The sequence below is a fragment of the Kitasatospora sp. NEAU-CNBT7 genome (assembly GCF_057220535.1).
The window spans coordinates 102,249-114,293 of sequence record NZ_JBXQQB010000029.1; the positions used below are offsets into that span (position 1 = coordinate 102,249).

At 74.7% G+C, this 12,045-nt stretch carries 11 protein-coding genes; 4 read left to right on the plus strand and 7 right to left on the minus strand.

Going from position 1 to position 12,045, the window contains the following annotated elements; translation table 11 throughout:
• Positions 1-201 precede the first annotated feature (201 nt).
• The gene (locus AC2TEW_RS29850; RefSeq protein ID WP_484626461.1) at positions 202-1,665 is read right to left on the minus strand and encodes an MFS transporter; all 1,464 of its coding nucleotides are present in this window, start codon (positions 1,663-1,665) and stop codon (positions 202-204) included.
• A 205-nt stretch (positions 1,666-1,870) separates the two neighbouring features.
• Between AC2TEW_RS29850 and AC2TEW_RS29855 the strand changes: the two genes are divergently transcribed.
• Complete coding sequence (locus AC2TEW_RS29855; RefSeq protein WP_484626462.1) at positions 1,871-2,575, plus strand: TetR/AcrR family transcriptional regulator C-terminal domain-containing protein; 705 nt, start codon at positions 1,871-1,873, stop codon at positions 2,573-2,575.
• Positions 2,576-2,637: 62 nt separating this feature from the next.
• On the opposite strand, the gene AC2TEW_RS29860 is transcribed toward AC2TEW_RS29855, so the two are convergent.
• The 3 genes from AC2TEW_RS29860 to AC2TEW_RS29870 form a co-directional block, all read right to left on the minus strand.
• Positions 2,638-3,699: a polysaccharide deacetylase family protein gene (locus AC2TEW_RS29860; protein WP_484626463.1), complete on the minus strand. Its 1,062-nt coding sequence runs from the start codon at positions 3,697-3,699 to the stop codon at positions 2,638-2,640.
• Between the two features lie 424 nt (positions 3,700-4,123).
• Positions 4,124-5,023: an NAD(+)/NADH kinase gene (locus AC2TEW_RS29865; RefSeq protein ID WP_484626464.1), complete on the minus strand. Its 900-nt coding sequence runs from the start codon at positions 5,021-5,023 to the stop codon at positions 4,124-4,126.
• Entirely contained in the window at positions 5,020-6,072 is a 1,053-nt protein-coding gene (locus AC2TEW_RS29870) for an SPFH domain-containing protein (RefSeq protein ID WP_484626465.1), read from the minus strand. Before AC2TEW_RS29870 ends, AC2TEW_RS29865 begins: the two co-directional genes overlap by 4 nt.
• Positions 6,073-6,253: 181 nt before the next feature.
• Between AC2TEW_RS29870 and AC2TEW_RS29875 the strand changes: the two genes are divergently transcribed.
• A complete protein-coding gene (locus AC2TEW_RS29875) occupies positions 6,254-7,039 on the plus strand; it encodes a crotonase/enoyl-CoA hydratase family protein (RefSeq protein WP_484626466.1) in 786 nt (261 codons plus the stop codon).
• 258 nt (positions 7,040-7,297) lie between these two features.
• Entirely contained in the window at positions 7,298-7,825 is a 528-nt protein-coding gene (locus AC2TEW_RS29880; RefSeq protein ID WP_484626467.1) for an NUDIX hydrolase, read from the plus strand.
• A 39-nt stretch (positions 7,826-7,864) separates the two neighbouring features.
• Here the strand turns inward: AC2TEW_RS29880 and AC2TEW_RS29885 are convergent, their stop codons facing one another.
• The 3 genes from AC2TEW_RS29885 to AC2TEW_RS29895 all read right to left on the minus strand — a co-directional run bounded on the left by AC2TEW_RS29885 (position 7,865) and on the right by AC2TEW_RS29895 (position 10,805).
• Complete coding sequence (locus AC2TEW_RS29885; RefSeq protein WP_484626468.1) at positions 7,865-8,515, minus strand: response regulator transcription factor; 651 nt, start codon at positions 8,513-8,515, stop codon at positions 7,865-7,867.
• Positions 8,516-8,596: 81 nt separating this feature from the next.
• Positions 8,597-9,919, minus strand: a complete 1,323-nt coding sequence (locus AC2TEW_RS29890) for a sensor histidine kinase (protein ID WP_484626469.1) — start codon at positions 9,917-9,919, stop codon at positions 8,597-8,599.
• A gap of 292 nt (positions 9,920-10,211) precedes the next feature.
• A complete protein-coding gene (locus tag AC2TEW_RS29895) occupies positions 10,212-10,805 on the minus strand; it encodes a hypothetical protein (RefSeq protein WP_484626470.1) in 594 nt (197 codons plus the stop codon).
• Between the two features lie 319 nt (positions 10,806-11,124).
• Between AC2TEW_RS29895 and AC2TEW_RS29900 the strand changes: the two genes are divergently transcribed.
• The gene (locus tag AC2TEW_RS29900; protein WP_484626479.1) at positions 11,125-11,874 is read left to right on the plus strand and encodes an ABC transporter ATP-binding protein; all 750 of its coding nucleotides are present in this window, start codon (positions 11,125-11,127) and stop codon (positions 11,872-11,874) included.
• Positions 11,875-12,045 lie beyond the last annotated feature (171 nt).

Genomic DNA, 12,045 nt, shown 5'->3' on the forward strand with positions numbered 1-12,045 from the left:
CTCGGTCGAGCGTATGATTGGTCTGGACCAGATGGCAAGAGCCGTAACCTTAAGGCAAGTTGACGAATCATCTGGCAAGCCTCCGGGGTGGGAACGCAGCGGCCCGGGCGGCCCTCTGTGCCGGGAGGGCCCCCCGGGCCGTGGGTGCTGCGGGGTGCTACGGGGTTACTGCGCGGTGCTGCCGGGTGCTGCGGGTGCCGGTCAGGCGGGGACCTTCTCGGTGCCGGCCGCCTCGGGAGCCTGATCGGCGGCGTCGGCGTCACCGTGCGGCCTGGCGTGCTCGGGCAGCAGGAAGATCGCGCCGAACACCACGGCCAGCATGGCGATCTCGACCCACAGGGTGACCTGCTCGGCGTGCACGAAGCTGGCGCCCTTGATCTGCTCGAAGAAGACCGTGCCGAGGATCGCGGTGCCGAGCGCGGCGCCGAGCTGCTGGATGGAGGTGAGGGTGCCGGAGGCCGAACCGGTCTCGTGCGGCTCCACCGAGGCGAGCACGGTGTCGAAGAACGGTGCCATCACGAAGCCCATGCCGAGACCGGTGACGGCCAGCGCCGGGGCCAGCTGCCACGGCGTCACGTCGCTGCCGGCCAGCTGGAGGGTGAGGATCACCCCGCCGACGCCCAGGGCCATCACGATCAGCCCGCCGTGCATCACCTTGCGGCCGAACTTCAGCAGCGCCTGCGAGCTGACGAAGGCGATCACCATGCCGATCGAGGACGGGATCCCGGCGAGACCCGCCTTGAACGGCGAGTAGTGCAGGCCGATCTGGGTGTACAGGCTGAAGGTGAGCCAGAAGCCGGTCATCGCGGAGAAGAACGCCAGGCCCAGCACCATGCCGCCGCTGAACCCGCGCTTGCGGAACAGGCTCGGCTCGACCAGCGGGTCACCGCCGCTGCGGCTCTTGCGGGCCTCGTACCAGGCGAACAGGCCGAACACCGCGATGGAGAGCCCGATCAGCGCGAACGCCCAGGCCGGCCAGTCGTGCTCGCGGCCCTGGACCAGCGGGAAGACGATCAGTGCGGAGCCGAGCGCCGCCAGCAGTGCGCCGAGCAGGTCGAGCTTGACGGTGCGGGCGCTCTTCCACTCCGGCAGGAAGGCCAGGCCGCCGACGACGGCGAACAGGCCGAGCGGGATGTTGATCAGGAAGATCATGCGCCAGCCGGAGCCCCACAGGTCGGCGTCGACCAGCCAGCCGGCCAGGATCGGCCCGCCGACCGTGGACAGGCCCATCACCGGGCCGAACATGCCGAACGCGGCGGCCTGCTCCTTCTCGGAGAAGATCTCCTTGAGGATGCCCAGGCCCTGCGGCAGCATCACGGCCCCGAGCAGCCCCTGGAACACCCGGGCCGCGACCAGCTGGCCGGGCTCCTGGGCGAGGCCGCAGGCGACCGAGCCGAGGGTGAAGCCGACGGCGCCGATCAGGTACATCCGGCGGCGGCCGAAGATGTCGCCGAGCCGCCCGCCGGTGATCAGGCCGAGCGCCATGGCGAGGGTGTAGCCGGCGCCGAGCCACTGGATGGTGGTCTCGCCGCCGCCGATGTCGGCGCGGATCGCCGGGGCGGCGATGTTGGTCACGAGGGAGTCCAGGAGGTCCATGACCTCGGCGGCGAGAATGACGAACAGCGCCGCCCATCGCCATCTGTACGGGGACGGGGACTCGGTCATCGAAGGCTCCTGTGGGGTGCTGCGACACTGGTTGACGAACACTGTTCTACCTATCGACCGCTGTTCTGTCAACACGGTGTTCGCCTGGCGAACGATGTTCCCCGGCCGTTCGTGGGGCCGTCTGGGGAACGGCGTTCGCTGCGGGTACGATGTTCGCCGGGGGAACATTCGACGATCACTTCGATGTCGCGAAAGCAGGTGGCGCATGACCGCGCAGATGCCCCCGGTCCCCTGGCACAAGGCGCGCAAGGCCGAGGCCCGGCAGCCGCTCAGCCAGGCGGCGATCGTCGAGACCGGGATCCGGATCCTCGACGCCGAGGGGCTCTCCGGCGTCACCATGCGGCGGATCGCCCAGGACCTGGACACCGGGCCGGCGTCGCTGTACGCGCACGTCTCCAACAAGGACGAGCTCTGCGAGCTGATGCTGGAGCGGATCGCCGGCGAGATCGAGCTGCCCGAGCTGCCCGACCCGGCGCACTGGAAGGAGCAGGTCAAGGAGATCTGCCTGAACGCCCAGCGGGTCTACACCTCGCACCGGGACATCGCCCTGGTCTCGCTCGGCTCGATCCCGGTCGGCGAGAACCAGCTGCGGATCGCCGAGTTCATGCTCGACGTGATGCTCCAGGCGGGCATCCCGCCGCAGGTCGCCAGCTGGGCGCTGGACGGCCTCGGCCAGCTGATCGACTCCGACGCCTACGAGGCCTGCGCCTACACCGACCGCCTCCAGCGCGGCGACGACCTCGACGCCTACTTCACCAGCGTCGAGGAGTACTTCGGCAAGCTCCCCCCGGACCGCTTCCCGCTGATCAGCAGCATGGCGGCGACCATGGTGCAGGGCGACGGGGACGACCGCTTCGCCTTCAAGCTCGACGTCTTCCTGCGCGGGCTGGAGTCCTACGTCGAGCAGTGAGTGCCGGCCGGCCCGTCGCCGCCCGCGGGTGGCGACGGGCGGCGGCGACGGGACCCGCCCGGTCAGCAGCCGCCGCGGATCCGGTGCACGGCCGGGTGCAGGCCGGACAGGATGGTGTCGAACCGGTGCGGCGTGGTGTCGGAGTTGACCCGCAGGCGGTTGATCCGCAGCGGGTCCGGCGGGAGCAGCGCGTCGTGCCGGTGGTTGAACAGGAAGCCCAGCCGGTAGCCGAGTTCGCCGAGCAGCGCCTCGGTGCGGGCGTCCCGGTTGCCGTTCGGATAGGCGAACGCGGTGGGCGGCTCGCCCAGCCACCAGGTCAGCAGCCGGTGCGCCTCGGCGACCTCCTCGCGGGCGGTGGTGTCGGCGCAGCGGTCCAGGCACGGATGGGTGTGGGTGTGGTTGCCGATCTCCACCCCGGCGGTGCGCAGCTCGCCCAGGTCGGCGCGGTCGAGCTGGCGCCGGCGGGGCGCCTGGGTGCGGGCGGTGGCCCGCAGCTCGTGGAGGCTGCGGCGGCGGTCCGCGTCCGGCAGGGTCTTCAGCCGGGCCACCGCGCCCTGTGGCGGGCAGCCCGCCAGCGGGCCCGCGGTGCCGCCCTGGGCGGCCAGGAACGCGGCCTCGGACCACCAGAACGGCTGGTCGGTGCCGATGAGTTCGGTCACCACGAAGGCGGCGGCGGGGATCCGCAGGCGGGTGAGCACGGGCAGGCCGTGGGTGAGCACGCTGTGGTCGCCGTCGTCGAAGGTGACCAGCACGCTGCGCGGCGGCAGCGGCCGCTGCTCGGCGACGCACCGGGCCAGCGTCGCCAGCGAGACCGGGGTCGCGGTGCGGACCAGGCGCTCCATCTGGGCGGCGAAACCGGCCGGGTCGTCGATCCCGTGGTACGCGAGCACCGCCAGCCGCCGGGAGGACAGCGCGCGGAACACCGGCTGGAGCGGCGAGTGGCGCAGCAGCCCGTCGATCCTGCGCCGTCGGGCGTCCCCGTGCGGGGTCGGTGCGGGGCCTGGCGGCGCCGGCGGAATCCCCGGCGTCGCCGGTGCCGGGCGGGCGGACCCCGCCGGTGCGACGGCCGGCACCCCGGTCGCCACGGTGACGGTCGCTCGTGCGGCCGTGTCGGGCTTCGACACGCTTACCCCCTCCGAACTCTGCCGCGTGCAGCACGACAGCGGACCCGCACGCTCTGAAGACTTTTGTACCGCCAAGGTGGCGACTTTAATACCTCTTTGGAAAATATTTCCTGACGCAATATCAACTTGGCGCATCCTGACCGTGCGCTGTGCGTGTCCTGGACAAGGTACTGCGTTCGGGCCGTCCGGACACGGGGGTCCGCGCAGGAGGCCGGAATCGCCCGGGTGGCGCGGCCGGGAGCGCACCCGGGCGCGGGCCCGCCGGGCGTGTCCGGGGGGTCGCGGGACGCGCCGGGCGGGAACTGGCGTTCGGGGGGCGTGACCCGGACGCGCGCGCCGGCCGGGTCTTCGTGTGCGGACCATCACCGGATCCTCACGCCCCGGGCGCGCAATCCCCGGGTCCGCGCGCCCGGCGCTGTGCGGCTCAGCCGAACAGACGCAACCGCTCCACCGCCACCCCCACGCGTACGGTCTGACCCCAGGTTAGCCGTAGCGCGTCCGACTCCACACCGTCCCCGAAAGCCACCAGCTGATCCGACTCGACCGTCAGCGCCAGCCGTTCGCCGTCCGCCAGCAGCCCCTGCACCTGTCCGGTGCCGGTCAGCGGCGACGGCCACGCCTCCCGGACGAACCAGGCCACCGCGGACGCCGTCGGGTCCGGCAGGGCGAGCGTGCTGCGCCGCTCCAGCCAGGCCGAGCGGCACCAGCCGGTCGCACCGGTGCCGGTGCCCACCAGCACCCCGGAGGAGGCCTGCGCCTCCTCCTCGCCGCCGGCCGGCACGAGCCGGTAGCGGGCCGTCTGGTGGCTGGGCTGGCCGAGGTAGATCTCGTTCAGCGCGAGCAGCCGCTGGGTGTCGTCGGCGACCGCCTCGACCATGGTGCGCTCCTCCAGCCGGCCCTCCCCGCCGCGGGCGCCGACGGCGCGCAGGGCGCGGGCGGCGTCCGCCGGGCGGTGCCGGACCAGCACCCCGAGGCCCCGGCCCGGCTCGCTGTCGATGCCCACCACGGGCTGCCCGGACAGGTACTTGGCGGTGTTGGCCACCAGTCCGTCCTGGCCGACCACCACCACGACGTCCTCGGGCGTGAACAGGAAGCGGTCCAGGTCGGCGCGCTCCACCCGGCAGCGCCGCCACTCCAGCGGCACCGCCGCCGCGACCTCGGCCAGCGCGGCCCGGGCCAGGTGGTGGCGCTGCTCCACCTCGTCGGGCGAGCGGCCGCGGGTGGCCAGGAAGAACGCGGCCTGCCCGCGCGAGCCGTGCCGGGCGATCAACTCCTCGTACTCGGTACGGCGGTGGACCAGGACGGCGCGCGGGGCCAGGCTCACCGGTGCTCGCCCCCGGCGGCCGGCGCCTGGCCGAGCCGGGACAGCAGGCCGGTGAGCACGTCCGGGCTGAGCGTGATGCTGTCGATCTTCGGGAGGTGCTCGGCCAGCTTGGTCAGCGCCAGTGCGTGCAGCAGCTCGGGACCGGCCTGCTGGTGGGCGAGCAGCCAGGCCTCCTCGGACGCGGCCCTGGCCTCGCCCAGGACCCGCTCGGAGTCGGCCTGGGCGTCCGCCAGGATCCGGGCGGCCTCGGCCTCGGCGGTGGCGATCCGGGTCCGGCGGGCGGCCTCGGAGTCGGCCCGCACCCGGTCGGCGGCGGCGTTCTGCTCGGCCTGCCGCCGCGCGTTGGCGCCCTGCTGGCCGACCAGTTCCTCCTCCCGGCGGGCCAGTTCGATCTGGTTGGCGAGCTCGTTCTCGGCGATCGCCCGCTCGCGTTCGACGGCCACCGCGCGCCGCTCGTAGGTGGCCCGGTCGGCCTCCTGCTGGACCTGCTCGCGGGCCGGGGTGCGCAGCGCGCGCTCGAGCTCGGCCTCCGGCCGCAGCGCGGTGACCCGGACGGCGATCACGGCCAGCCCGGTCTCGGTGAGCCGCGGGTCGGCGGTCAGCCCGTCGGCGATCTTCTGCCGGACCGGCGTCACACCGGCCGCGAGCGCCTGCGGGAGCGTCAGGCCCGCGATCAGCTCCAGGGCGTGCTGCTGGGCGCTCTCGGTGAGCAGGGTGCCCAGCTGGTCCAGCGGCTCCGCGCGCCAGACGCCGGTGTCGGGGTCGATGCCGAAGTCCACCCGGGTGGCGGCCACGGCCGGGTCGGTGATCCGGTACGTGACGGTGGCCTGCACCGTGAGGTCCTGGAAGTCCGCGGTACGGGCGTGGCAGAGCATCGCCAGCTCCCGGTCGTCGGCCGGCACCTCGGAGATCGCCGCGGTCAGCGGCCGGAACCAGAAGGCCAGGCCGGTGCCCTCGTGGGTGAGCTTCCCGCTGCGCAGGTGGCGGATGTGGGCGGTGGGTGCGGCGCGCAGGTGGCGGAACCCGAAGCGCCTGGTGATGTCGGCCATGGCCGGCCCCCTCTGTGGTCTGTCGCTCTTCTCGTCGGTATGACGATAACTGGCCGAGATCATTATCGTCAACAGGACGAGAAAGGGTGGTGCGGCGGCGGCCCGGGGCATGATGGCGACACCAGCGCTTCGAACCGGGATCCGGGATCCGGGATCCGGGATCCGACGGAGGGTGGACGCGATGACGAAGGACACGGTCAGGGTGGAACGGTCCGGCCCGGTGTGGACGGTGATCCTCTCCCGCCCCGAGGCCCGCAACGCGGTCGACGGACCGACCGCGGCCGCACTGCTGGCGGCGTTCGAGGAGTTCGACGCCGACGACGGGGCCGCCGTGGCGGTGCTCTGGGGCGAGGGCGGCACGTTCTGCGCCGGCGCCGACCTCAAGGCCATCGGCACCCCGGAGGGCAACCGGCTGGCCGCCGACGGCCCCGGCCCGATGGGCCCCACCCGGCTGCGGCTCGGCAAGCCGGTGATCGCGGCGGTGGCCGGGCACGCGGTGGCCGGCGGGCTGGAACTCGCCCTCTGGTGCGACCTGCGGGTGGCCGCCCGGGACGCCGTCCTCGGCGTCTTCTGCCGCCGCTGGGGCGTCCCGCTGATCGACGGCGGCACCGTCCGGCTGCCCCGGCTGATCGGGGCGGGCCGCGCGATGGACCTGATCCTCACCGGCCGCCCGGTCGACGCCGAGGAGGCGTACCGGATCGGCCTCGCCGACCGCCTGGTCCCCTCCGGCACCGAACGGGCCGCCGCCGAGGCGCTCGCCGCCGAGCTGGCCCGCTTCCCGCAGACCTGCCTGCGCCAGGACCGGCTCTCCGTACTCGGCCAGGAGGGCCTCACCGAGACCGCGGCGATGGCCGCCGAGTGGGCCCACGGCCAGGTCTCGCTGGCCGCCGACACCACCGCCGGCGCGGCCCGCTTCGCAGCGGGCGAGGGCCGCCACGGCTCCTTCGCGCCCGCTCCGGACGCCTGACCGGCCGGCACCGTCACAGACCGGGTACCCCGGCCCGCGACGCCCGCCCCCACCCGGTCCGGGAGGTGCGGAGACGTGGCGGTATCCGGTCGCGTGGCGGCTCGGGAGCGGTGGCTGAGCGCGTGGGCGGCGGGTCCGGTCGCTCCTGCCCGCGTCCGGCGGGATCGCGCCGATGTGATGATCCGTCGACTAACGGTCCGCCGTGGTCAGGGCGGACAATGCCGTGACCGGACAGCGACCCCGTACAGGAGCAGCAGCGTGACGACCGGGACCCACACCCCGACCGGGACGACCCCCGCCCCGACGATGCCGGCCGAGGAGTTCGCCCGCGGCCTTCCCAACCACGTGGTCTCCGCAGGCGTGCTGCTCGCGGACCCGGACGGGCGGGTCCTGATGCTCCACCAGGCCCGGCCCTACCCGGGGCACCCCGCCTGGTGGCAGATCCCCGGCGGACTCGCCGACCCCGGGGAGCACCCGCACGGGACCGCCCTGCGCGAGACCCACGAGGAGACCGGCATTCGGCTCGCCGGGGTGCTGCCGCTGCTGGCCGTGGACTACCGGTCGGCAGCGGACGGCTGGCCGCCCGTCATTGACTTCTGCTTCGACGGGGGCCGCGCCGACCCCGGCCCGGTCCGGCTCAGCACCGAGCACGACCGGTACGACTGGCGTACCCCTGAGGAGTGGCAGGCCGTCCTGCAGCCCGCGCAGCGGCACTGGTTCGCCGCGCTGTCCCGCGCCCGCCGCAGCGGGACGGCGCTCTACCTGGTCGACGGCCGGACTGCCTGAGCCGCCCGGCCCCGGCCGGTGCCGCTCCCGCCGGGTCGGTCAGGCGCCGCTCTCCAGGTAGCGCAGGACCGCCAGGACCCGCCGGTGGCCGCCGTCCGCGGCGGGCAGGCCGAGCTTGGTGAAGATGTTGGCAATGTGCTTCTCGACGGCCCGTTCGCTGACCACCAAGCCGGCCGCGATCGACTGGTTGGTGCGCCCCTGCGCCATCAGCGCGAGCACCTCGCGCTCGCGCGGGGTGAGCGCGTCCAGGACGGCGGCCCGGCGGCTCGCGCCGAACAGCTGCGAGACCACCTGCGGGTCGAGCGCGGTGCCGCCCGCCGCGACCCGGGCCAGCGCGTCCACGAACTCGCCGATGTCGACGACCCGTTCCTTCAGCAGGTAGCCCACCCCGGCGCCGCCGTCACCGAGCAACTGCGCGGCGTACCGGGTCTCCACGTACTGGGAGAAGATCAGCACCCCGGTCCCGGGGTGCTCCTGGCGGATCCGCACCGCCGCCCGCAGCCCCTCGTCGGTCCCGGTGGGCGGCATCCGGACGTCCACCACGGCGGCGTCCGGCCGGTGCGCCGCCACCGCCGCGAGCAGCGTCTCGCCGTCCCCGACCGAGGCGACCACCTCCACCCCGCGCATCGCCAGCAGCTGCGCCAGCCCGTCCCGCAGGATCGCGGAGTCCTCGGCGATCACCACCCGCATCCTCGTGCCCCCTCGGATCTGCCCGTCCCGTGCGAGGCCCGCGCCGGTCCTTGGCCGTGCCGTCCCGCGCCGGGCCCGCGGTCAGCACGGCAGGCGGACGGTGACCAGGGTCGGCCCGCCGGCCGGGCTCTCGCAGGTCAGGCTACCGTCGACGGTCCTCGTGCGGGCGCGCAGACCGCTCAGCCCGCTGCCCGCGCCGACCACCGCGCCCCCGCGGCCGTCGTCGCGGACCTCCAGCACCAGCACCCCGGCCCCGCCGTCGCCCGCCTGCCCGCCGCGCACCGTGATCCGCACCTCGCGCGCGGCGCTGTGCTTGACGGCGTTGGCGAGCAGTTCGGCCGCACAGAAGTAGGCGATCGACTCGACCGCGGGGGAGGGGCGGCGGGCCAGATCCACGGTGACCCGGACCGGCAGCGGACAGTCGGCGGCCAGCGTGGCGAGGGCGGTGTCCAGGCCCGCGTCCAGGGCCGGCGGGTGGATGCCCCGGACCAGGTCGCGCAGGTCGGCGACGGCCTGCTTGGCGTTGCCCTGGGCGGTCTCCACGACCGTGAGCAGCTGCTCGTTCCCGGCCCCGGCCAGCAGCAGTTCGCGGACCATGGTCAGCTGCATCCCCAGGCCGACCAGCCGGGCCTGGGTGCCGTCGTGCAGATCCCGCTCGATCCGGCGCAGCGTGGCGGCGGCCTCGTCGACCGCCTGCGCCCGGGTCTCCTCCAGATCGTGGATCCGCCGGTCGGCGGCGTCCGGGCCGAGCAGCGCCCGCAGCACGGCGCGCTGCGGCGCCCCCGCCCAGCGCAGCAGCCACGGCGCGGAGGCGAGCAGGACCAGCCCGACCGCGCACGGCACCAGCCAGCGCGGCCAGCTGTCCCACTCCACCCCGGCCAGGTGCAGCGACACCTGCCGCACCGAGCCGTCGGGCCCCCGGACGGCGGTGTGGTTCCACCGCTTCAGCAGCGGGTGCAGGATCAGCAGCACGCCGTACACGTAGCCGGTCAGCACCGCCAGCAGCGGCCACAGCGCGGTGAACGGCGCGGCCAGCGCGGCGCCGACGGCCCGCCACCCGGCCCGGTCGGTGAGGACGGAGCGCCGCCAGCCGAACGCCCCGGGCGCGCTGAGCCGCAGCGGCGGTTCGACGGCCAGCCCGAGCAGCCGCCGGGCGGCCGCCCGCTGGAGGGCGCCGAGCGCGAGCGCCCCCCGTACGGTCAGGGCGAGCAGCCACGGACCGAGCGGAGTCACCGACAGCAGACCGCCGGCCACCAGCCCGGCCGGGACCAGGACGGCCCCGGCGAGCGCCGTTGGCAGGGCGAGCAGGGCGTGCAGCACCGCGGCGAGGGACCGGCGGCGGAACGGCGCCCTGAGCGCGGCCACCGGCCGGAACGCCGCGGACCCGGCCACAGGAGGGGACATGACGATCACTCTAGATCCCGGTCGGGCGGCCGCCGCCCGTCAGGGAGCGGCCCCGGCCGCCCGGCCCGGCCCGCCGCCGGAACGCCCCTGTCCCGGGCCGGACCCGGGCGATGCGCCCGGTACGTCCGGCACGTGGCACCTCCCGGCCGCAGGCGGGTGGAGGGGTGCAGCGGGCCGCGACGGGGTGAAGCCTGCCCGGCGCGGCGCCGATCCCGCTCGGGCCGCCCGCGCCGGGCCGGGCCCGGTACCGGGGAGGGCGGGCCGGCCATCCGCGCCCCGCGGCCGGCGGCGGTCACAGCTGGTGCACGATCGGGACGGCCACCACCGCGGCGGCCGCCGCGACCGGCAGCGCCAGCAGGGCCGCCCGGCCGGGCCCGATCCGGCGCGGGCCGAGCAGGCCCGCGGCCAGCCGGCCCTGAAGGGCGGTCAGGCCCCGGCCGATCCACGGCATCAGCAGCAGGAAGCCGACACCGCCGACCAGCGCGTGCAGCGCCCACGCCCCGGCGAAGGTCGGGCCGCCCCAGGCGTCGGCGTAGTCGCCGCTGCCCATGCCGAGCAGCGGACGCAGCGGCCAGCCGAGGTTCAGCGGCACCAGCGACCACCCGTAGACGGTGACGGCCAGACCCGCCACCGCCAGCGGCAGGCTCAGCACGGCGTGCGCGAGGGCGGCGAACCGCCCGCCCTGCGGCGGCTCGATCCGGCGGCCCAACAGTCGTGCCACCAGGTCCCGTTGGATCCGGCCGGCCGGGCCGCCGACCAGTGCCAGCGGGATGCAGACCAGGGCGACCGGCAGCGCGGCCAGCAGGTAGCCGGCCTCCCGCCGGGTCCGGGCCGAGAACGGCGTCCGGAGCACCGCGAGGACGACGGAGGAGAAGGGCCTGTCCATGGGAACCACCAGGTGGGCGAGTCGGGGTGTTTCCTCCAGCCTTCCGCCGCGGCCCGCCCGGGACGAGGGTGGCAGCACGGAACCCGGGGGTTCGGTCCACCCCACCCCCCGACCCTGATCCGGGCGCTCCGGACTCGGGGGCGGGGTCATCCCGTAGCCCGGGGGCGGGTCATCCCGTAGGAGGAGAGCCGCCCCCGCCGCCCCCGACCGTGCGGGGTACGGCCAACCGTCCGGCAGGCCGACAGGCTGCGCCGATGCGCCACGGAGGATGGATCCGATCCACGTTCCCCCTTCCGGCAGGAGCCCTCCCGTGACCACGATGACGACCACCACCGCCGCCGCGCGCGCCGTCGGCCTGAACAAGGTCTACGGCGAGGGCGAGACCCGGGTCGTCGCCCTGGACGACGTCAGCGTGGCCTTCGGCCAGGGCGAGTTCACCGCCATCATGGGCCCCTCCGGCTCCGGCAAGTCCACCCTCATGCACTGCATGGCCGGCCTCGACACCGTCACCTCCGGCTCCGCCACCATCGGCGGCACCGAACTCGTCGGCCTCAAGGACAAGCAGCTCACCCGCCTGCGCCGCGACAAGATCGGCTTCATCTTCCAGGCCTTCAACCTGCTCCCCACCCTGACCGCCCTGGAGAACATCACCCTCCCCATGGACATCGCCGGCCGCAAGCCCGACCAGGCCTGGCTGGAACGCGTCGTGGACACCGTCGGCCTCTCCGGCCGCCTCACCCACCGCCCCTCCCAGCTCTCCGGCGGCCAGCAGCAACGCGTCGCCTGCGCCCGCGCCCTCGCCTCCCGCCCCGACATCGTCTTCGCCGACGAACCCACCGGCAACCTCGACTCCCGCTCCGGCGCCGAGATCCTCTCCTTCCTCCGCAACTCCGTCCGCGAACTCGGCCAGACCGTCGTCATGGTCACCCACGACCCCGTCGCCGCCTCCTACGCCGACCGCGTCGTCTTCCTCGCCGACGGCCGCACCGTCGACGAACTCCACCACCCCACCGCCGACACCGTCCTGGACCGGATGCGCCGCTTCGACGCCAAGGGCCGCACCAGCTGACCCCCGGCTGACCACCGGCACCCGTCCATCCCCATCCACCGACCCCAGGACACGGCAACCACCATGTACCGCACCGCACTGCGCAACGTGCTGGCCCACAAGGGCCGACTGCTGATGACCGCCCTCGCCATCATGCTCGGCACCGCCTTCGTCGCCGGCACCATGGTCTTC